Raw genomic sequence first — 21,902 nt, 5'->3', positions numbered from 1 at the left:
ACTAGGGTTTTAAAGCTTCATCCAGAACCGCCAAAATTTGTTTCTTGGTCTGGAAATAGCGACTGAACAAACTGGAAACAGAACCCATAATGGACACATGTCCAGTACCCGGGATGGTAATCATCTGGCTATGATTACCCTTTTCCTGCAGAATACGATGTAGATCTTCGGAATTATTATGACCGACCACCTGATCATTTGCCGCTAAAAACAGGTAATGTCGCACGGTATTGGTTTCAACAAAATAATAAGGCATCACCTGTTGATAAGGTACGCTTTGATCAAAGGCATCTGCACAGATCGGATCATCTTTATAATCAAAATGATAAGGGCCAGACAAACCAATAATGGCTCGAATCTGGCTGCGGCATTGCAAAGGGTAAGGTGTCGGATGATAGAGTGCCGACATGACATTAAATGCACCGGCTGAATGGCCCATCAATACCAGTTTTTCCGTCTGAATATTGTATCTGGACTGATGCTGAGTCAAATAGTTTAATGCCAGGCTCAGATCATCAATATAACTGGGAAATACATGCTCGGGAGCAAGATGATAATTGATCACCGCAACATCATAGCCTTCTCTGGCGAAAGCCTCTCCCACAAAGCGGTAATCTTTTTTATCTCCATGCAGCCATGCCCCACCATGCACAAATACAATTAAAGCACGCTGTTCACGCGGTACTTCGCTGGTAAAAATATCCAGGCGTTGCCGGGCTTTCAAGCCATAAGCAATGTTTTCAATTACCGTATAGCCTTTACGCGGGGTTAAACGGTTTAAGGCATAGCTACCAAAATCGTAAAGGCGAAAATCCTTGTACAGGATTTGCACTTTTTCGACTTTTTGCTGGATTTCCTTTCTAACTGTTTGTACAACCTTATTGAGCATAGGTGGGCTCTGCTTGATCCGGATCAATAGCCACTGGTGTCTGTTCGACAGGCTGTGCATTCACGACAGGACTACTAAAACTTGAAGTCCTTATAGCAGACTGTTCCACATTGTCAATCAGAGTAATAATTTTGGTGACATTGCCGACTTGTTGCAGCACCTGATTCAGATCATTAATTTCCGCAGTATTTAAACGCCCCATCACATATAAAACACCATCTTCGGTGTGAATGCGCACTTTGCTATCAGACACTACCACGGCTTTCATAATCAGACCACGTGTATTCGCAGTTACCGTGGTATCTTGCATAATAGTGCTATAACCAATCTGGTTACCCACAGCAATGTAATTATGTACGGTTTTTACATCACTCATGGCACGGACATTATCTTCAGCCAACTGTTTTAAGTGTGCATCCGGCACTTGACCGGTTAACAATACATTGCCATGAAAACTTTCAATATTGACACGAGATTGTTTAAAGCGACTGTCTAATTTATATAAATTGATTTTAGCGGTACGTTCTATAGAGGAATCGATAAACACCTGTCCAAGAGAACGGGTGCCACTTTCTGTACCTACCGGGGCCGATCCTGTGCCACTCGAGATAAAACTTGCACAACCAGATAAACTTGCTACACACAGTAACGTCATTGCAATACGGTTAAACACTCAGCAAGACTCCTCATTATTCAGTTCTATTTTATGTCAGCATTTACGCTATGATTTTGTTCAAAGATTAATAAACTCTTCATCAAAAGTAAAAGCATTTTCAATCCATTGTTGATCATAAGTGAATTTAGAAAAATCTTGCTGTATGGTTTTTGCAAATTGTTGAAGAAAATCAAAACAAATCACATCAAAACGACAATAAAAGGTTTGCAATTCCGGATGGGCATGTAAAAAGCACAGCGCCGATTTCATAATTTTGCGCCGTTTGGAAAAAGAAATGCTTTCGAAGGACTGGGCATACTGGGTGACTGAACGTGCTTTGACTTCGACAAAAACCAGTTCCTGAGCCTGCTGTACAATCAGGTCAATTTCCCCGTAACGGCAATGATAATTTGCCACAATCAGCTGGAAGCCTTGAGCCTGCAATAATATTAAAGTCTGCTGTTCAGCCCATTGCCCCAAGTTTAAATGTGCCGCAAGCTTTGTCATAACAATGCCCGGATTCCCTTTTTAGTATTTTCGAAGCAATGTGGAATGCGCTGGATTTGATTGTTATTGACTTGAACTAGTCCGGTACGTCCCTGAAACTGCATACTTTTTAAATTGGGTTCAGCCAAATACTGGCTCGCAATATGCCAGGCATCGCCACCAAAAGCGATCAGGCACTGATAGGCTATGGGAATGGCATTTGCTTGAACAGCCTGGATGACATCTGGCCATTCCGAGCCATATAAGGCCGGAGCATCACAAAATTTTACCCCTACCGGCAATGTCTGACCTTGTTCAACGGCATTTGCTAAAATATAAATGTTTTTATGCGGCAACTGGGGCAGCTTATTCAGCCAGGCATTATTCCCCAATAATAATAAACCAGTATGCTTATTTAACTTTTTGGGTGCTTCTTCGATTAAATTCAGGCGGTAATTTGTTTGAGTGAGTAAAGAAATCAGAAACAGTTCATTATCAATTTCAGCATCTTTTTGCTGCAACACATAAAGCTCTTTGATTTTGTCATTCTGCAATACCTGATTCAGTGCCACCGCATCATCCTGCTTGGACAAACTAAATTGTTCAACGTTGGCAAACTGCGATGATGCATCATTTAAGGCCAGAACTCGAACCTTCGGCTTTGCCTTGATTAAAGCTTCCACATCCTGACGGGCTAAAGGTCCGATCACCATCTGGGTTTTTTTATTGACATTTTGTTTAAGCAACTGCGCAATCGGTTTTTTGTCCGAGTTTACAAATTTAATAGGGGTTTCCAGCTCTGATGCCTGATAAGCATTCATAAAACCCTGTTTGACACTTAATCCGGCTCGCGCCAAAGGTCCCGATTCGGGTAAAATGACCAGCACTTCAGCTTGAGCGTGATTGAAAATGCAATACAGGATGAAGCCAATTAATTTTTTATTATTATTCAACATTGGAGAAACCTTATGAGTGCTCAGTTATTTGTTGTAGCGACCCCAATTGGGCACTTAGATGACATTACTTATCGTGCTATTGATATTCTAAAGTCTGTAAGTATCATCGCAGCAGAAGATACGCGTACTTCCGCTCAATTATTAAAGCACTTTAATATATCAACTCCACTGACTGCCTGTCACGAACATAATGAAAGCAATAAAATTAACATCTTGATCCAGCGCTTGCTGAATGGCGAAAATATGGCACTGATCAGTGATGCAGGTACGCCGCTGATTAGCGATCCGGGGTTTAAACTGGTTCGTGCAGCACAAGAACATAATATTCGCGTTATTCCTGTTCCCGGTGCCTGTGCAGCCATTGCAGCACTCAGTTCTGTCGGTTTACCGAGTGACCGCTTCAGTTTCGAAGGTTTCCTACCTTCACGCCAGTCACAACGTCTGAGCCAGCTGGAAAAACTGAAAGATGAAACCCAGACCCTGATTTTTTACGAAGCACCACATCGTATTTTAGAGTCGGTCAAAGATATGGCCCAGGTATTTGGTGCCAATCGTCCTGTGGGTTTTGCCCGTGAAATTACCAAAACCTTTGAAACCATCAAAAAGATGACTTTGGCAGAACTGGTTCAGTTTATTGAAGCTGACCACAACCAGCAAAAAGGTGAAATTGTGCTGGTCATTGGCGGTGCAACTGAAGAAAAGGATCTGGAACAGGAAAAACTGGACCAGCTATTGACCCGTTTATTACAGGATTTATCCGTAAAAGCGGCTTCACAATTGGCCGCAGATTTAACCGGAATAAAAAAGAAAGTGGCGTATCAACGCGCTTTAGAACTTAGCAATAAGGTCTGAGCAACTGTCAGTTGAAAAGCAAAAAGCATCACGAAAAGTGATGCTTTTTATTCTGTAGCCAAACCCGACAAAAGAATCAATTAATCTTTTGCTGACTCGTCTGCAGGCACTTCAGTAATACGACCGCCACGCGCAAGGAAAGCAGCCACCTCGTCTTCCAGTGCTTGACGCTGTTTCAGTTTAGCAGTCACTGTCAGTGTTTCAGCTTCAGCCACATCACCATCAGTTGCAACTGAATCACTGTCAGATGCACCTTTTTCAGCAGCTTTTGCTTCATCTTCATCTACTGCAGTATCTTCTACATCATCGTAGTCATTCATATCTGTCATCTTTCTTTCTCCCCAAAAATGACGTCTATCACTTCAATTTGAATTGATTGCGAACTAGGAAGAAATTTAGCAATCTCTGTAGGTTTCGCATAGAGTCAATTTAAAAAAAATCGTATCTTTTTTAACCAAAAAAGTAACCTTGTATAAATATTTGTACAAAAAACAGTTTTTCAGCCTTAAACCGCATATTGTGTATCTTTTAAGATCTGCAATCCGTTGGCTTGAGCCATGAAGGCATCTTTTAATGCCGCATGTTGCTCCACTTGTTTTAAGCCAAAATTTCGTGCCCAAACCACGGGAAACAGTTGGGTCGTTTCCATCCATCCAATTGCAGACATGCTGTGCATCATGGCATCGTTTTGACCTTTACGGCGGTGTTCATAGCGCTGTAAGCTTTGTTCATGCGCCCATACTCCACGTTTCAAATCATGCAACAGTACATCGCATAAAATGGCTGCGTCCAGACAGCCAATATTGACCCCTTGACCGGCCAGCGGATGAATCACATGTGCGGCATCTCCAATCAAGGCTAAACCGGCTTTGACATACTGCTGTGCGGCACGTGCTTTAAGCGGAAACTGTGCTCGTGGTGTTGCCTCTAAAACCTCACCCAGCATGTGATGACTTTCACGCGTGAGCAACGCAGTAAAATCGGCATCATTTAAAGCGGCATATTCTGCTGCATAATCATCTGGTAATGTCCAGACAATGGATTGCCAATAGCCTTGCTGTTCCGGCTTTAAACTGGCCATCGGTAAAAAGGCCAATGGGCCAGTTTCCAGAAAAATCTGACGAGCCACATGTTGATGCGGCTGGGCAGTTCGAATGGCACAGCTCAAACCGGCCTGTTTATAATCCAGAATATCGAGATCAATAAAGGCCTGTTCACGAACAAAGGAATTTGCACCATCCGCGCCAATCAGCAGTCTGGTTTTTAATTGGGTGCCGTCTGCCAGATGAATCTGCCAGATTCCCGCTACGCCCTGCTCTATAGCTGTGACCTTAACCTGAGTACGATAATCCTGAAGCTGCTCCAGCATTTTTTCTTGAATGGCCAAGTTCAACAAACTTGGCTCGACCATTGAACCCAAAGCTTGCTCAACCGATGGCATTTGCTCTGCTGCATGCCCAAAGTTAATTTCACCATAGCCATTTTTATTCCACACTTGCATGCCTGTGTATGGCTGTTGGCGTGCCAGCCTATCCCAAACACCGGCCGTTTTCAGTAAATGAATGGTCGCCTGGCTGAGTGCCAACACACGCGGGTTGGCAACACTTTTGGTTTTCTCTGCATCCAGAATGGGGGCTGCATCCAGTACCGTGGCCTGCACACCACCTTGAGCTAACAGCAATGCAGTCAGACCACCAACCAGACCACCACCTATAATGACCACATTTAAAACATCAGATTGAACTTGACTCATGCTTTTAACCCCATTGCATAATTGGCAACCAGAGGTTTAATCCCTGGAATGGTATCAAAAGCGACCAAGCCGGTATTACGAATGAATTTTAGAACAGGGTTGTTATTGCTAAAACCACGCACCACCGAATCACAGAACTTGATCACACGTTGCTGATCGGTCAGACGGGATTTTTCATAGTCTTGCAGCATGGCTGCATCACCTAAGTCGGCTTGCTTTGCGACTTGTTCTATTAAATAACGGAGCAAAACATAAGCATCACGCATACACAGGTTAAAGCCCTGACCGGCTACCGGGTGGATGGTATGGGCTGCATTGCCCATCAGTACCACACGTCCAACAGCCTGTTTTTCTGCCAAAACTTGCGACAAAGGGTAACTAAAACGCTTAGCAGTTTTCTGGAATTTACCCGCACGGTCACCATAGGTTTGCTGTAAAGCATTAAGGAAGTGCTGGTCATTTTCATCGCCCAGCCATTCGCCTTCTGTACCTTTTTGCACCGGCCAAACCACTGAACGACGGTATTCACCCGGTAATGGTAACAGCGCTAAAGGTCCAAGCGGGCTAAAACGTTCAAAGCCGACATGGTTATGCGGTTTTGAAGTTTGTACAGTCGTAACAATAGCCACTTGATCATAGTCATGTACCGATGCACCAATGCCTAAGGCTTTACGGCAGAATGAATCACGGCCATCCGCAGCTATGACCAGCCTGGATTGTAAAGCTAAGGTTTCTTCGCCACGTTGCGCTGCGATATAAGCAAAGTCAGCATCTTGGGTCAGTGAGGTCACTTGTACGCCATCAATCAGTTCAATCAATGGCTGTTTGCGTACTTCTGTTAGCAGTACACGGCCGAGCCAGGCATTCTCAATCACTTGACCAAAACTTTCGACTTTTTCCTGTTCTGCTTTTAAACGTGCCTTGCCAAAGCTGCCCTGTTCGGTAATATGCACTTCCAGAATTGGCGTGGCATGTTCCTGCAAGGCATTCCATAAGCCCAGTTCCTGATAAATTTGTACGCTACGGCGTGACAAGGCACTGTTACGTGCATCAAAGCTCGAATGATAGGGAGCAAGATCGGCATCATCATAATTGGGGTACTTAATTGCTTCGAGCAGCTTCACTGCAATATTTGCCTTAGCCAACATCAAGGCTAAACTTAGCCCGACCATACCACCGCCTACGATGATTACTTCTTGCTGCATGTTTTGATCCTTTTATGTCGTATCTATCAGGTTGAGATACTTATAATCTTGATTGATTTTATATTACCTCAAAGAAATTTATTTTTATAATGAATTAGCGCTGCACTTTTAGATGATATCCAATTATGAATGGATTTCAGCCAGGCTAAGCCGATTATCTAGCTGTCTTGGCTCCATAAAAAGTGTTTAGTGCTTACGCTGTAAACATCATAAGGGTATTGCTTAAATCTCAACCATGAAAAAATATGTGGAAGCAATCGGTTTCAAGTCTATATGGATGTGAAATTCCTCACAGGAAAACCATCAGCTTGTAATGTAGAAGCAAAAACGGAGCTTAAGCTCCGTTTTTACAGACTCAAATGAAATTCTCATAACACAATGATATAAATTACAGAAAAATCGCCTTCATGAAGTTTCTAATTGAGTTTTGTATTTAGTCTGCTAACGTACCACTCTTGTCTGAGGCTCATGATGTACTGTTTTGCCTAATTTCGTTCCTGTATAAATCAGATATAGTGCCGACAAGCCGACCAAGATATAAATAATCCTAGATAGAGCGCTCATTTCACCAAAAATAGCAGCGACTAAATTGAAATCGAATGCACCAATTAAGCCCCAGTTCAGGCCACCAATAATCGCCAAAGCGTAAGCAATCCAGTCGATAGTATTTAATCTCATCATTTTTCTCCCACTGTTCTTTAGTTTATTTAAGGATCAGAGGAATTATCTGAAGAAAAGCAGATTTAATATGTTGCTTTGATGCTAAAAACCGATTTTATATGTTGAATTCGTGTCAGTTTTTAAACTTTAAATTTTAACTGGGTTGGTTTTATTTAAGTTATTCGAGATAAACGTAAATAAAATCATTTTTCGCATTTAATGCATATCCACCCGAATTACATCAAATATTGAAATTTTTTAATCTCGTCGCAAGAAAATCAAGAACCGTCAAACAAGCTAATTGATCTGGAATTTGTTATAACGAGCAATAGTTACATCGATTATATACACCACAATTGTAAGATTGATTTTTATAGAAAAATCTAAAAATCATGCTCTAATCAGACCATATCTTTAATAAAAAAGCCGATCATCTGATCGGCTTTTCATCCTAAAAATCGCTTAGGCTACTTTGGCTTTTGCCATCAGGGCTTCAATATCTTCTACTGTTTTGACCACATCTTTGGTGAGCACCAGTGGCCCATTTTCGGTAGCGACCACATCGTCTTCAATGCGGATACCAATACCACGCCATTTGGCATCGACAGTTTCATCATCTGGTGCAATGTACAAACCCGGTTCAACCGTCACCACCATACCCTCTTCATAGGCACGCCATTCGCCATCCTGTTTATATGAACCGACATCGTGCACATCCATACCCAACCAGTGTCCGGTACCATGCATGTAAAACTGACGGAAAGTTTCTTTTTCGATAATTTCCTCAATATCACCTTGCATCAAGCCAAGTTCAAGCAAACCTTGAACCAAAATACGTACCGCCACATTGTGCGGTTCCTTATAAGAGTTGCCAATACGTACCGCATCAATCGCAGCCACTTGTGCTTTTAACACCAGCTCATATAGGGCCTTCTGTTCAGGACTAAACTTGCCGTTAACCGGAAAAGTACGGGTAATGTCTGAGGCATATAGCTGATATTCGCAAGCCGCATCAATCAGCACCAGATCACCATCTTTCAGGGCTTTGTCATTTTCCACATAATGCAAAATGCAGGCATTAGCACCACCACCGACAATACTATTATAGGAAGGCACACAGCCATTTTTACCAAAAATGTAATTCAATTCTGCTTCCAGTGCATATTCCATCATGCCCGGTTTCACCGTTTGCATGGCACGGGTATGCGCTTCTGCCGAAATATCTGATGCAAGTTGCATCAACTTGATTTCTTTTTCAGATTTATGCAGACGCATTTCATCGACAATTCGATCCAGCTGAATCACATGTGCGGGTGCAGAAGTACCTTTGCGTGATTCACCATTGGCTTTAGCAATCCATTTCGCTACACGTGCATCAAAATCGGCCTGATGACCAATGCGATAAAACAGTTTTTGTTTATTGTGCAGTTTCTCGATAATTTCTTCATCCAGCAGGTCAATCGCATAGGCTTCATCTGCCTCGTAATCATCCACTGCACCGTCTACACCGGCACGGTAACCGTTCCAGATTTCCATCTCGCGGTTACGTTCACGGCAGAACAGACTATAGGTATAACCTTCATCAATCGATTCAAAAGTTTCAATCACCGCCACTGCTTCAGGCTCTGCAAAGCCGGTCAGATAGAAAAAGCTGCTGTCTGCACGGAATTTATAATCCGCATCACGGTTACGCATGGCAACCGGACTGGTGGCAATAATTGCAATACTGTGCGGACCCATTTCTTCTGCCAGGCGGTCACGACGTTCCTGAAAATCTGCTTGAGTCAGTTTCATCATTAAGTGTACTTTTGTCTTTTATGAGGAGGTGATAACTTTTAAAGGGTCTGTTCTTGAACACAATCGTCCGAATTAGCTCGGACGATGCGGGGTAAACATTTCAACAACACTGCTGGCTTCTGTAGTCGCGCTATTTTTTTGCAACTGTGGCTGAATATTTTGCAGCAATGGAGTTTCTGCAATTTCCACTTTTTTACGACCCAATGACAGACTGACAGGAATCAAGCGCACAAATTCGTAAAGTTCCTGATAGCTTTCTTCGCCTTCTTCGTCATCATCCGACTCATCAAATTCAACAGCTGCCACATCTTGCAGATGTTCAATCAGCTCCATTTCATCCGGACGGATATGTCCTGATGCCAGACCAAATCCCAGTACCACACCGGCACACCAGTCCGCCAAGGCTTGTACACGATCCACAAGAACGTGTTCATCATCCGGAAGCAAAGGTAAATAGTCGAGTTCATCTTCAGATAAAGCATGGGCAATATCTTCTGCTTCATCAGTTAATATCTCTAAAATCTGCTGCTCTAGCGCAGGAATTTCAAGCGTGGCTAAAATTTGTTGCCATTCATCACCGGTCGGTGCCTGAGTAACACAAACAATACCCGTTAGCAACCCATGTAACTCACTTGGGCTTGAAATCTCTTCAATTTTTGAAAAATTGTGGTGCCATTCCGACCAACCTGAAATATCGTCTTGCATTCGCTTATCCAATCTCTATACTTCTTATATATTACCTTTGTTTGCGATACTGTGCGACCACGATATGTTAGAAGAATTACAGCGTCTACAGGCGCATATTGGCGTTTTAAAAACGCGACTTGCGCATTATGAAAGTGAAAATGCTGCACTTAATGCTGCAAAAGCAGATTCCAATGAGCACTATCATGCCCAAATTGTGCAAAAAAATGGCATCATCACTCAAAAACAAGAAGAAATAGATAATCTGAGTGAGCAATTAAGCGAAACCCAATCGCAATTCAAGCAACTGAATAGTGATGCAGCCGCTTTAGCAGACCGCTATAGCCGTTTGGAAAAAAGTTGTACCGATCTTAAAAACCGTTTTCAGGAAATTCTGGCTGAACGTAATGAATTACGTGTCATTAAAGAAAAAATGCAAAATGATCACCGTGTTGCTCAACAGGAAATTCAGGGAATGCAACAGGAACGTGAAAGATTGTTACAAAAAAATGAACATGCTAAAGCCAAAGTTGAAGCCATTATTCAGCGTCTTGCAATTTTAGGTACTGCTCAAGATCAGCATGCGCAAGAAATTCAACAGCTTGCTCACCCAGCCGATGCAAATGAGGATATTTAATCATGAGTGAACAAATTGCCGTTGAACTGCGTGTGCTGGGTCATAATTTTCGTTTAGCAACCACAGAAAAGGAAAAAGCTGGTTTAGAACGTGCAGCTGAATTGTTAAATGAAAAATATGATGATTTTCGCCGTAAAGCACCCCGTGTTGAGCCGAGTAAACTGATTATTATGGTTGCACTTGAATTGATGCAGGAAGTGCTTTCAATGAACAAATCCTTGCAAGAGTATGCACATTGTGATCGCTTGCTGGCGACTATTTTAGAAGACCTCAATGATTTGGTTTAATTTCCTATTAAATTGAATAAACTATCAACATTTGTGATTTAACTTTACAGTTGTTGCACATTGAGGATTTGCCAACACCTCATTATTGGTTATACTTACTCTATCTCTGAGGTGTTCGCCAGCGCGTCTATATCCCTGCCGATACTTAAATCTACGGATTGTGTTCTGCATATTTAGAGTGTATGCCCATCTTCGAATGGGAAACCCAGCAAGTATGCGTCGCGTCCACCTTGAACTTCTTCGGGTTCAGGGTAACGACATGCAGCGGCATCTTCGGAGTGTTTTTTCTTATTATTCTAAGTGTCATTTATTACAATACTTATTCATCTATTTTACATTTTAAAGAATTTTCGTTTTTAAATTTCATTTCATTCTCCGCCATATTCATCAATATTTTATGCAAAAAAATACCCAAGATTTTCATCTTGGGTATATCACTTAATTTCTGACATTCAGTTATTTAGACTTTTGCAGCCGCAAAGCATTGATGACTACTGACAATGAACTGAGCGACATGGCAACCGCTGCAAGCATCGGGGTCAACAGCAGTCCGGTGAGGGGATAAAAAATACCCGCTGCCACGGGCACACCCAAGCCATTATAGACAAAGGAAAAGGCCAGATTCTGCTTCATATTCTTCACACCTAACTTTGCCATATGAATGGCATCCGCCACACCGCGGATATCCCCTTTGACCAAAGTCACTTGAGCCGTCTGTTTGGCAATATCGGTACCATTGCCCATTGCCACCCCCACATTGGCCTGGGCAAGTGCCGGTGCATCATTAATACCATCGCCAGCCATCGCCACAACTTTTCCTTGAGCCTGATATTTTTTTACCAGATCTAATTTTTCAGTCGGGGTACAGTTGCCATAAACCTGCTGAATCCCCAGCTCAGCCGCGACCAGTTTGGCATTCTGCTCGTGGTCACCAGTCGCCATCACCACTTCAATACCATCGGCCATCAGTTGATCAATCACCTGATGGGCATTGTGTTTGATCGCATCATGAATCGAGATATAAGCCAGAACTTGCTGCTCATTGGCCAGAAAGCTAATCACATTACCGCTCTCGCGTTGTGCATCCAGCTGTGTCTGAATATGCTTAGGCAGCTGCAAACCCAATTGATCAATCAGCTTTTGACTGCCCACATACAGGGTTTGACCATCAATTTGACCTTTCACCCCAAAACCAGTGACATCTTCAAAATCATTGACTTTAATCAGTTGATTATTCGGAACAAGCTTGGTTAAAGTCTGGGCAATCGGATGGGTTGAATATTGCTCAATCGAGGCAATCCATTGTTCCACTTGCGCTTGTTGAACTGTATCTGAAAGCAGTTTAATCTCTTTCAGACTTGGTTTACCTTCGGTCAAGGTCCCGGTTTTATCGACAATTAAAGTGGTGACTTTGCTCAAAGCTTCTATGGCTTCCGCATCTTTAAACAGCACGCCTTTTTGCGCTGCACGACCTGTGGTTGCCATCACCGACATCGGGGTTGCCAGACCTAAGGCACATGGACAGGCGATAATCAGTACAGCCACTGCACACATCAGCGCCAGATCAAATTGCGCCTTGCCAAAGAGCATCCATGCCATAAAGGTCAACACACTAATCGCTAAAACAGTCACCACAAAATATTTGGCAAATACATCGGCAAGTTTTTGTAACGGCGCTTTGGAGCGCTGTGCTTCGGCCACGGTCTGAATCATTTTAGCCAAAGTGGTATTGGCACCTACAGCTGTGGTTTGAATACGAATACTGCCCTGCTGGTTCACCGTCCCCCCAATCACCCGGTCATCAAGTTCTTTTTTCACCGGCACAGGTTCACCCGTCATCATCGCTTCATCAACATAGGTTTTGCCTTCCATCACAATGCCATCGAGCGGAATTTGATCCCCTGAAGAAATCTGCAAGATATCGCCCTGTTTCACCATACTCACATCCACTTCCACCACCTGATCATGCTGCACCAGTTTTGCAGTATGCGGTTGCAGTTTCAGCAAGGATTTAAGTGCGTCTGCAGTTTTGGCGCGGGCTTTCAGTTCCATGATTTGTCCGAGCAAACTTAAGGACACAATCATACAAGCTGCTTCATAATACACTGCAACCCCATGACCAGTTTTGGCCTGCATCGGGATAAGGGATGGAAAAACTGTTGCCACAACACTGTAAATAAATGCCGCCAGCACCCCGACACCAATCAGGCTCCACATGTTCAGGTTACGGGTTTTATAGGAAATCCAGCAACGTTCAATAAATGGCTTGCCTGCCCAAAGGATGACGGGAATAGACAGTACCAGTTCAATCCACGGCTGAATATGCTGCGGAATAAAGGCATGAATATGCGACCCCATGGCCAATACAAACACAATTAAAGTCAGTGGCAACGTCATCCAGAAACGATGACTGAAATCGACCAGTTCAGGATTGGGTGCATCATTCAAACTAGGTTGCATAGGTTCCAAAGCCATACCGCAGATTGGACAAGTTCCAGGCCCTTTCTGCACAATTTCAGGGTCCATGGGACAGGTATAATCCATGTCAGCAGCACCTTCCGGCACAGGTCGCTGATCTGCTGGAAGCAAATAAAATTCAGGGTCTCCTTTAAACTTTTCCAGGCAAGACGGATTGCAAAAATAGTAAGTTTTACCCGAATAATCAGTTTTTAAATCGGTTGAAGTGTCTACCGACATGCCACAGACAGGATCGACCTCAGAATGAGGTGATGATGCAGGATGAGTTCCGCCACAGCAGCTGGATTTCTTTTCTTCAACTGCCACTTTTGCTGTTGAAGCACAGCAGGAGGATGCTGTTTGCGGAGTTTGTAGATATTGTTCAGGTTGCTGGGTAAATTTATTCAGACAGCGTTCTGAACAGAAATAATAATCTTTTGATTCAAACTGGCTATGCCATTTAGAATCCGTTTTAACCTGCATGCCACAAACCGGATCAACTATTGTTTCACTCACCTGCTCTACGGTTTGTGCTTTATTTCCCGCACAACAGCCTAATGATTGCGCTACGGGTGGTTGATTTTGAGAACCGCAGCAAGATTTTTTTTCATCTGTTTTTAATTGAAATGCACAGCCGCAGCCCGAAGTTTTAGATTTATGTTTTTCTAAATACTGTTCTGGATTGGCCTGAAATTTATTCAAACAGCCCTGACCGCAAAAATAATAACTTTGTCCTAAATATTCGTTATGCGGCTTGGATAAATCCGTCACGGTCATACCACAGACGGGATCAATATACTGTTGTGACTCAGCTTTTTGACTACCACAACATGAAGATGAGGCCGCTACAACTTTAGCTTTATTTGCACAGCCACAGCCTGATTTAGGCGTGGTTTCTTGAAGGTAAGCTTCAGGATTTTTAATAAACTTTTGTTTGCAGCCATCACAACAAAATAAATATTTTTTCCCCAGATATTCAAAATAATGTGCTGAACTTTCCGAAACGTTCATCCCACAGACTGGATCAACTTTCACTAATTCAAGGACTGAATCCTGTTTTGCACAGCAGGCAGATTTTTGTTGCTCATTCATCCGACTCACCTATTTTATTCTTGCATTGTGTTAGCATAAAGTCTGTACCTAAGTACAGAGTCAAGTCATTTGAGGATATTTTATGCTCACTATCGGAAAACTGGCCAAACACTGTCATATCAACGTCGAAACCATTCGCTATTATCAACGCATCGGTTTAATGCGCGTACCTGAATCCACGCAGAGTTACCGTTATTACAATGACAAAGATATTGAAACCTTAAGCTTTATTCAAAAAGGCAAAGATGCAGGCTTGCAACTCAGTGAAATACAGGAATTACTGCAACTTCAACTCGAAGACCGTGAACAGGTGCGACATGTCATTGAGCAACGATTGGAAAAAATTGATCAAAGGATTCAGGAATTACAGGCACTCAAAACCCGTTTAAGCAGTTGGGTAGATGAATGTAAAACGACAAATGAAAGCTGTTGCCCGATTTTGAAAGAGCTGAAAAACAGTTAAACTGCTTTTATGATGAAAATGTATATATTTTTTGGGAATCTATAACAGATGTCAGTGGATTTAAAAGTTTTACGCAAGCAACTTCGACATCAGCGCAGAGCCGTTTCCAGCTTTCAACAAAAACAGGCGCAACAAAAAGTACTTCAGCAACTGATCCGGCTAAAATCTTTTCAGCATGCCAAAAAAATCGGCATCTATCTGAATGCCTTTGGTGAAATCCATACCCAAAAAATCATTGAATACTGCTTTAAACAGCATAAACAGGTTTATCTGCCGATGATTTGCACCATGAATCAGCAATTGCACTGGGTCAAAATCACGCAACAACAATACCGAAACAATCAATTTTCATATCATCCACTCGGCATGAAAGAGCCTATGGCCGGGCGTGGCCTGCATGTTTCGACGCTGGATTTTTTAATCATGCCTTTGCTGGCCTGTGATATTCACGGTACCCGCATTGGAATGGGCGGCGGTTTCTATGATAAAACCCTGGCCAGTGCCCCCCATAAACCCTATCGGCTTGGTATTGCACATGACTTTCAGCTGATCCAGCAGCCTTTACATCGTGAAGTCTGGGATCAACCTCTCGATGCCTTACTTACCCCTGCAAAATATCTACACTTTAAGCATTGAATGGGTATTTTTGACTGACAAGAATATTTTAAAATCACACATTTACTCATTTTTTATACATTTTCATTTGCCCTGCCCTTGTATTTTTTAAAATACCCATCACTATAAAAACATGGCAACACTGTTGTTACTCATTAGGAGTGCCCATGTCTGAAATTATTATGAATCAAGAAACCTTAGATACACAGGTTCCAAGCGTATTACCACTTTTAGCGCTACGTGATGTGGTGGTTTATCCACACATGCAAATTGCGTTATTTGTAGGTCGTGAAAAATCGATCAAAGCAGTTGACGTGGCCCGTAACAGTGACAATCTCGTATTTGTAGTTGCACAACAAGATTCTCTTACAGAAGAAATTGATCACGACAACTTATATCAATACGGTACTGTCGCGAAGATTGTGCAAGTTGTGAATCATGAAAATGATGAAAACTGTATAAAAGTACTTATTGAGGGTCTACACCGTTCTAAACTGGTGAAAATCATCGACCATGATGAATATTTATCAGCCGAACATGCACTCAGCCCAATGACGGTCAATGTTGCAGCTGACTCTCAAGCAACGCGTGTGCAAGAACTGCGAACTTTATTTGCCCAGTATGCAGAAGCCAAATTACGTAATGCACGTGAATTGGTTACTGCTGCAAATAAAATCGATGACTTGTTGCAACTGTTGTTCTTTGTGGCCACCCGTGTGCCCTTGAATATCGATATCAAGCAAAAGTTCCTGGAACAGGATGACTTTGAAGCACATTTGACTGAGCTCATGACTTATTTGTTGCAACAGTCTGAAGAACAGCAGATTGAACAAACCTTGCATGACTCGGTAAAACGCCAGATGGAGAAAAACCAGCGCGAATATTTCCTGAATGAAAAAATGAAGGTGATTCAGCGCGAACTTTCCGACATGAACGGCGGTGCTGAAGATGATATCGCAGAAATTGAACGTCGTCTGGAAGAAGCCGATTTACCGGAACACGTGCGTAAAAAAGCCGAATCTGAATTCCGTAAGCTCAAAGCCATGCAACCTGCTTCAAGTGAAGCTGCTGTGGTGCGCAACTATATCGAGGCGATTTTAGATACGCCTTGGAATAAAGCCAGCAAAGTCAGCATCAATTTGGCGAAAGCACAAGAGATTTTAGATGCCGATCACTACGGTTTAGATGAAGTCAAAGACCGTATTGTGGAATATCTTGCAGTACAATCTCGTGTGAAAAAGCTCAAAGGTCCGATTCTTTGCCTGGTTGGTCCTCCAGGGGTAGGTAAAACTTCACTTGGTGAGTCGGTTGCCAAAGCTACAGGTCGTGAATTTGTGCGTATGGCCCTAGGTGGCGTACGTGACGAAGCGGAAATTCGTGGTCACCGCCGTACTTACATTGGTGCGATGCCGGGTAAAATCGTGCAATCACTGACAAAAGTTGGCGTGAAGAATCCACTGTTCTTGCTCGACGAAATTGACAAGATGGCACAGGATTACCGTGGCGACCCTGCTTCTGCCTTGCTTGAAGTACTGGATCCATCACAAAACAGTAAGTTCAACGATCACTACCTCGATCTTGATCTTGACCTGTCTGAAGTGATGTTCATCTGTACTGCAAACAGCATGAATATTCCTGAGGCTCTTTTAGACCGTATGGAAGTGATTCGTCTGCCGGGTTATACCGAAGAGGAAAAAGTCAATATTGCCGAACGTTATCTGGTTCCTAAAGCCATTAAGGACAACGGTTTACGTGCAAAAGAATTGACCATTCATGAAGAAGCGATTCGTGACATCGTGCGTCGTTATACTCGCGAAGCCGGTGTGCGTAGCCTGGAACGTGAAGTGTCAAAAATTGCCCGTAAAGTGGTGAAAGAAGCGGTCAGCAAAAAAGCCAAAAACTTGCATATCGATGTCACTGCTGAAAACCTGTCTGATTACTTGGGCGTACACAAGTTCGACTTCGGTATGGCGGAAGAAGAAGCGCAAGTCGGTCGTGTCAATGGCTTGGCTTGGACTTCAGTTGGCGGTGAATTGCTTTCGATTGAAGTTGCTGCGGTAAAAGGTAAAGGTAAATTCATTACCACTGGTTCACTCGGTGATGTGATGAAAGAATCCATTACCGCTGCAATGACGGTCGTCCGCACCCGTGCCGATGCCTTGGGTATTGAGGCTTCAAGATTTGAAGAAACCGATATTCATGTGCATTTACCTGAAGGCGCAACACCGAAAGATGGTCCATCTGCAGGTTTGGCCTTAACTACGGCACTGGTTTCAGCTTTCACAGGCATTCCAGTACGTGCTGATATTGCCATGACCGGTGAAACCAATCTGGGCGGTCGTGCAATGCGCATTGGTGGCTTGAAGGAAAAACTTTTAGCTGCACATCGCGGTGGTATTAAACTGGTATTCATCCCTCAAGAGAACGCTCGTGACTTGGTGGAAATTCCAGAAAATGTTAAAGCCGGCCTTGAAATTAAGACCGTGAAAAGCATCGATGAGATTTTGCCATTAGCCTTGGTGGAAGCACCAAAACCTTTGGTGAAAGCACCGATTGTTAAACCAATTGCAGAAGGTAAAGCAGCGCGTCATTAATTGCATTTTGCTACAAAAAGAGGAGAGCTTCGGCTCTCTTTTTTGTGTAAAATTTTTACCATATTCATAACAAATCAGCTTGAAAAATCAGCAGCTCATCCCCATTTAATATGGTATAGATACAGATGCACTATAGGTTTCTGATTTATTTCTACTTAAAAAGTTATTAATAAGTTATGTGAATGGTCATCTACATCTCCAGGTGGATGACCTTTTGATCGCAGTCCCAATATTTCATTAGGGGACTGCGTTTTTTATGTGTTCTTATTCATCAGCTTGAATTATTAAATTATAAGCCAAACCATCTATGACACTGGCTATTTTGGCAATATTTAAAGTTTTCAAGGTATCCTTGGCACTGTGATAGTCCCTGTTACGAAAATGCCCCGTATCTGTAATCATCATGGCGGGAATATCCAGCTTCCAGTAATTGAGATGATCTGAAAACTCCATCCCCGTGATAAAAGACGGTGCAACCAGTCGTTGACACTCCAGGCGCTTCAGTATTCGCATGGATTCACAATATTTTGCACCCAAATCATACGACTGCAAATTACTGACAGCCGCAATAAAGTTACCATGTTGCGGATAAACCCATTTCAGGCCGGCAGGATACTCCTGTACCAGATTTTCATCAAAAAACCCGATCATCTCTAAAATATAAACGCCGCGGATGTGATCTTTCTGAGCCTTGATGGATTTTGCATGTACAAAACTACCCATATGTTCGGTCTTGAAAAATGGCGGCTCCTGCAAGGTATAAAATACGAATTCAACATTATATGGCAGTTGCGATTTCTGCTGTGACAGTATGCGTGCGGTTTCAATCACCCCTGCTACTCCAGAAGCATTATCATCCGCACCTTGAGTTTCACCAAACACATCATAATGCGCGCCGACAATCACTTTGTCAGCATGACCTGCGGTTAAGGTACATACTACGTTGCGATAACCCAAACCATTGACCGAATAATTTTGATACTGACAGGGTATGCCAAACAAACGCATCTGTTCTTTAATCCAGGCAGAAACGCGTTGTAGCTCTTGTGAGTTTTTATAATTACGATGCCCCTGCTGACCTATAATTTGCTCCAGATAGACCTTTAAATTATCGCTACTGGCGGGTGATATGCTCGGTAATGCCCAACTTGAAGTATTGAACAAAAGAGTGCAAAGGAAGGTGCTCAACCATAAGCCTAAATTTTTATCCCTTTTTAATCTCATTTATTATCGTCCTCTCTTCTTATGCATATTCAATCCATTGCTGAAGATTAAAGCAGCATCTGGCACGCCTTTTCAATTGCAATTTGTTGCTCAAAAACAAGTAAAATCAGTTTTAGCGTTTATAATAAAGATGAGTCTTAAATCATCGAATCTTATGAAAATCCGTATTATTACCATCGGTCAAAAAATGCCAGCTTGGGTGCTCACCGGTTTTGAAGATTACTTCAAACGTATCCAGCCTTTTGTGCAGACCCAAATTATAGAATTACCTATGGCAAAACGCGGAAAAAACGATTCTGAAGCCGATATCCTGAAATATCGCCAGATTGAAGGCGAAAGCATCCTGAATGCACTAAAACATAATGAAACCCTGATTGCCCTTGAAGTTGGCGGTAAAGAATTCAGTACTGAAAAACTGGCTGAGACCATGAAACAATGGATGCTGGAAGGTAATGATGTGGTCTTGGCGATTGGCGGTCCGGATGGTCACTCCGAAGCGGTACGTAAAGCTGCTGCATGGCACTGGTCTTTATCCAAACTCACCCTGCCTCACCCTATGGTTCGCGTCATGCTGATCGAGCAGCTCTACCGCGCAATGAGTATCAACAATAATCATCCTTATCACCGGGCGGGTTAAGCAGGTTCAGAACGGGATGATTTGAGCCTGGCAAAATCGTGTAAAGCGAACATATTCCTGAGCTTGAGTCATCAACTGGATCAGACCGTGCATTATTGTTCTAAAAAAGGAACAATATGTTGATATAAATTGTATTTATTCTATTTCTCTTTATTTGGCATCATAGCCTCAATCGATGTTATTTAAATTAGGCGCATCAACATGAATCTACAAACTTTACCCGGTTTATTTATTTCACATGGCTCACCCATGTTGGCGCTAAATCCGGAACAGGTAGGTCCTGCTCTGGAGCGATTGAGCTTAAATCTGCCTAAGCCTGAAGCTATTATTGTGATGTCTGCGCACTGGGAAAGTAATGCGCTTGAAGTGAGTAGTAGCGTTCGTCCAGAAACCTGGCATGACTTCCGCGGTTTCCCGTCTGAGCTGTATGAAATCCGCTATCCGGCACCAGGTCAACCGGAGCTTGCAGAAGACATTCTGCATCTTTTAGCCAGTGCCGGTTTTGCTGCACATGCCAATAGCACCCGTCCACGTGATCATGGCGTGTGGATGCCATTGTTGCATATGTATCCCAAGGCTGATATTCCTGTGGTAGAAATCTCTTTACCGATGAACATGTCTGCTGAGGAGATTTATAAAATTGGTCAAACCCTGGCACCATTACGTGAAAAACAAATATTAATGATCGGTTCGGGAAGTATTACCCATAACTTGCGTGAATTGGCATGGCATGGTGAAGCTGCTACTGTACCCGAGTGGGCATCGACTTTTCGAAATTATGTGGTCAGCAAAATGAATCACAGCGATTATGCTGCGGTTCTGGACTGGCAAAGTATCCCTTATGTAGAGCGTAATCATCCGACCTTAGAACATTTTGCTCCCCTGTTCTTTGCGATGGGGACTGGGCATCGTTTCAGTATTGTGCATAGCAGTTTCAGTATGGGTTCTCTGGGCATGGATATTTACCGTTTTGACTGATGCACATCAACTCATAACTTTTCATTAATAATTAACAAAATTATAGTTATGGATACATTTTGCTACTGAATTCGCCAGAATGTATCCATATTTTTTAAGTACCTTTACGTTATTCTATTAAAAATTCTTCAAAACCAAGTACTTTTAAAATGAAAGTTAAACTTTTAGCAATGGCTCTTTTTCCTCTCATGCTCGCAGCCTGTCAATCTGGCGATATTCAAAAAGCTGGAGATGTTGCCATGTCAGTGTTACATCAACAAAAAGCCGATCAGACTTTAGCTTCTTATCAATGGAGTACCCGTACCGGTACTGCACCTAAACCACTGGTACTGAATTTTGATGATCAAAGCCACCTCAGCATTGCTACCAGCTGTAATGGTATGGGCAGCAGCTGGAAAGTTGAAAATAATCAGATCGTGACAGGTCCCCTCATGGGAACCCAAATGGCATGTCCGGACGCCTCCATGCAGCAAGAAAACATTGCCAAAGATCTGTTTAATAACCGCAAAGTACCGTTTATTTTAGATTTAAAAAATTCACAACAACCAACATTGACCATCATTTCAGCGACAGGTCAGAAATACGTTTTCACTGGTACCATGACCCCTGAAAGCAAATATCAGACTCAGGCTGAAACCATTTTTCTGGAAATTTCACCTGAAACTAAGCCATGTAGCGGTGTCGCCCCACAAAACTGTTTACAGGTTCGGGAAGTTAAATACAGTGAAAGCGGGATAAAAATCCAAGTCGATAAAGACTGGACTTTATTCTATGATCAAATCGAAGATTTTACCCATAACCCCAATGAGCGACAAATCATCCGGGTCAAGCGTTATGAAATCAAGCATCCTGCTGCAGATCAGTCGAAATATGCTTATATCCATGACATGACCGTTGAACGCTCAACTGTTAAGTAAATAGTTTATTCAGGACATAAAAAACCGGAGCATTTGCCCCGGTTTTTTTTAAAGCTTAAACCAA

Annotated in this window: 21 protein-coding genes and 1 other RNA gene; 10 read left to right on the top strand and 12 right to left on the bottom strand. The window is 42.7% G+C overall.

Annotation, left to right across the window (positions count from 1 at the left end; all coding sequences use genetic code 11):
* Position 1 precedes the first annotated feature (1 nt).
* Genes B9T38_RS00575 through B9T38_RS00560 form a run of 4 tightly spaced genes read right to left on the bottom strand, consistent with a single transcriptional unit; the run spans position 2 to position 2,986 of the window.
* On the bottom strand, positions 2 to 889 hold the full coding sequence (locus B9T38_RS00575; RefSeq protein WP_086194943.1) for an alpha/beta hydrolase: 888 nt from the start codon (positions 887 to 889) through the stop codon (positions 2 to 4).
* Positions 879 to 1,562 carry a BON domain-containing protein gene (locus B9T38_RS00570; RefSeq protein ID WP_086194942.1) on the bottom strand — a complete coding sequence of 228 codons (684 nt, stop codon included), beginning with the start codon at positions 1,560 to 1,562 and terminating at the stop codon, positions 879 to 881. Before B9T38_RS00570 ends, B9T38_RS00575 begins: the two co-directional genes overlap by 11 nt.
* Before the next feature lie 60 nt (positions 1,563 to 1,622).
* Positions 1,623 to 2,051, bottom strand: a complete 429-nt coding sequence (locus B9T38_RS00565; RefSeq protein WP_086194941.1) for a YraN family protein — start codon at positions 2,049 to 2,051, stop codon at positions 1,623 to 1,625.
* Positions 2,048 to 2,986 carry a penicillin-binding protein activator gene (locus B9T38_RS00560; RefSeq protein WP_086194940.1) on the bottom strand — a complete coding sequence of 313 codons (939 nt, stop codon included), beginning with the start codon at positions 2,984 to 2,986 and terminating at the stop codon, positions 2,048 to 2,050. Before B9T38_RS00560 ends, B9T38_RS00565 begins: the two co-directional genes overlap by 4 nt.
* A 12-nt stretch (positions 2,987 to 2,998) precedes the next feature.
* Between B9T38_RS00560 and rsmI the strand changes: the two genes are divergently transcribed.
* Positions 2,999 to 3,838, top strand: coding sequence for a 16S rRNA (cytidine(1402)-2'-O)-methyltransferase (gene rsmI, locus B9T38_RS00555; RefSeq protein WP_086194939.1), 840 nt, complete (start codon positions 2,999 to 3,001; stop codon positions 3,836 to 3,838).
* Positions 3,839 to 3,918: 80 nt separating this feature from the next.
* On the opposite strand, the gene B9T38_RS00550 is transcribed toward rsmI, so the two are convergent.
* From B9T38_RS00550 to B9T38_RS00525, 6 genes are all read right to left on the bottom strand, one after another.
* Positions 3,919 to 4,167: a hypothetical protein gene (locus B9T38_RS00550; protein ID WP_086194938.1), complete on the bottom strand. Its 249-nt coding sequence runs from the start codon at positions 4,165 to 4,167 to the stop codon at positions 3,919 to 3,921.
* Positions 4,168 to 4,343: 176 nt separating this feature from the next.
* Positions 4,344 to 5,591, bottom strand: coding sequence for an FAD-dependent monooxygenase (locus B9T38_RS00545; RefSeq protein ID WP_086194937.1), 1,248 nt, complete (start codon positions 5,589 to 5,591; stop codon positions 4,344 to 4,346).
* Positions 5,588 to 6,796, bottom strand: a complete 1,209-nt coding sequence (gene ubiH, locus B9T38_RS00540) for a 2-octaprenyl-6-methoxyphenyl hydroxylase (protein ID WP_086194936.1) — start codon at positions 6,794 to 6,796, stop codon at positions 5,588 to 5,590. The genes B9T38_RS00545 and ubiH overlap by 4 nt, the downstream gene beginning before the upstream one ends.
* 441 nt (positions 6,797 to 7,237) lie before the next feature.
* Positions 7,238 to 7,474, bottom strand: a complete 237-nt coding sequence (locus B9T38_RS00535) for a DUF378 domain-containing protein (protein ID WP_086194935.1) — start codon at positions 7,472 to 7,474, stop codon at positions 7,238 to 7,240.
* A gap of 444 nt (positions 7,475 to 7,918) precedes the next feature.
* Entirely contained in the window at positions 7,919 to 9,250 is a 1,332-nt protein-coding gene (gene pepP / locus B9T38_RS00530; protein WP_171263136.1) for a Xaa-Pro aminopeptidase, read from the bottom strand.
* Between the two features lie 75 nt (positions 9,251 to 9,325).
* Positions 9,326 to 9,958: a UPF0149 family protein gene (locus tag B9T38_RS00525; RefSeq protein WP_086194933.1), complete on the bottom strand. Its 633-nt coding sequence runs from the start codon at positions 9,956 to 9,958 to the stop codon at positions 9,326 to 9,328.
* A gap of 64 nt (positions 9,959 to 10,022) precedes the next feature.
* Between B9T38_RS00525 and B9T38_RS00520 the strand changes: the two genes are divergently transcribed.
* From B9T38_RS00520 to ssrS, 3 genes are all read left to right on the top strand, one after another.
* Positions 10,023 to 10,574, top strand: coding sequence for a hypothetical protein (locus tag B9T38_RS00520; RefSeq protein ID WP_086194932.1), 552 nt, complete (start codon positions 10,023 to 10,025; stop codon positions 10,572 to 10,574).
* A 2-nt stretch (positions 10,575 to 10,576) separates the two neighbouring features.
* A complete protein-coding gene (locus B9T38_RS00515) occupies positions 10,577 to 10,861 on the top strand; it encodes a cell division protein ZapA (RefSeq protein ID WP_086194931.1) in 285 nt (94 codons plus the stop codon).
* Between the two features lie 100 nt (positions 10,862 to 10,961).
* Positions 10,962 to 11,145: non-coding RNA, 6S RNA (ssrS, locus tag B9T38_RS00510), on the top strand.
* A 172-nt stretch (positions 11,146 to 11,317) separates the two neighbouring features.
* Here ssrS and B9T38_RS00505 read toward each other — a convergent pair.
* Positions 11,318 to 14,410, bottom strand: a complete 3,093-nt coding sequence (locus B9T38_RS00505) for a heavy metal translocating P-type ATPase (protein WP_171263129.1) — start codon at positions 14,408 to 14,410, stop codon at positions 11,318 to 11,320.
* Between the two features lie 82 nt (positions 14,411 to 14,492).
* Here B9T38_RS00505 and B9T38_RS00500 point away from each other — a divergent pair, with 82 nt between their 5' ends.
* The 3 genes from B9T38_RS00500 to lon all read left to right on the top strand — a co-directional run bounded on the left by B9T38_RS00500 (position 14,493) and on the right by lon (position 18,082).
* A complete protein-coding gene (locus tag B9T38_RS00500) occupies positions 14,493 to 14,873 on the top strand; it encodes a MerR family transcriptional regulator (protein WP_086194930.1) in 381 nt (126 codons plus the stop codon).
* A 48-nt stretch (positions 14,874 to 14,921) separates the two neighbouring features.
* Positions 14,922 to 15,509: a 5-formyltetrahydrofolate cyclo-ligase gene (locus B9T38_RS00495; protein WP_086194929.1), complete on the top strand. Its 588-nt coding sequence runs from the start codon at positions 14,922 to 14,924 to the stop codon at positions 15,507 to 15,509.
* Between the two features lie 146 nt (positions 15,510 to 15,655).
* On the top strand, positions 15,656 to 18,082 hold the full coding sequence (gene lon / locus B9T38_RS00490; RefSeq protein ID WP_086194928.1) for an endopeptidase La: 2,427 nt from the start codon (positions 15,656 to 15,658) through the stop codon (positions 18,080 to 18,082).
* Positions 18,083 to 18,346: 264 nt separating this feature from the next.
* Here the strand turns inward: lon and B9T38_RS00485 are convergent, their stop codons facing one another.
* Positions 18,347 to 19,306 carry a M28 family peptidase gene (locus tag B9T38_RS00485; protein WP_086194927.1) on the bottom strand — a complete coding sequence of 320 codons (960 nt, stop codon included), beginning with the start codon at positions 19,304 to 19,306 and terminating at the stop codon, positions 18,347 to 18,349.
* 154 nt (positions 19,307 to 19,460) lie between these two features.
* Between B9T38_RS00485 and rlmH the strand changes: the two genes are divergently transcribed.
* From rlmH to B9T38_RS00470, 3 genes are all read left to right on the top strand, one after another.
* Complete coding sequence (gene rlmH, locus B9T38_RS00480) at positions 19,461 to 19,943, top strand: 23S rRNA (pseudouridine(1915)-N(3))-methyltransferase RlmH (RefSeq protein ID WP_086194926.1); 483 nt, start codon at positions 19,461 to 19,463, stop codon at positions 19,941 to 19,943.
* Between the two features lie 201 nt (positions 19,944 to 20,144).
* Positions 20,145 to 20,921, top strand: a complete 777-nt coding sequence (locus B9T38_RS00475) for a dioxygenase family protein (RefSeq protein WP_086194925.1) — start codon at positions 20,145 to 20,147, stop codon at positions 20,919 to 20,921.
* Between the two features lie 149 nt (positions 20,922 to 21,070).
* A complete protein-coding gene (locus tag B9T38_RS00470) occupies positions 21,071 to 21,838 on the top strand; it encodes an META and DUF4377 domain-containing protein (protein ID WP_086194924.1) in 768 nt (255 codons plus the stop codon).
* The last annotated feature ends 64 nt before the right edge of the window (positions 21,839 to 21,902 follow it).

This window comes from Acinetobacter sp. ANC 4218 (assembly GCF_002135245.1).
GTDB lineage: Bacteria > Pseudomonadota > Gammaproteobacteria > Pseudomonadales > Moraxellaceae > Acinetobacter.
The sequence above is the reverse complement of the archived record's forward strand: the minus strand, read 5'-3'. Positions and strand labels throughout refer to the sequence as shown.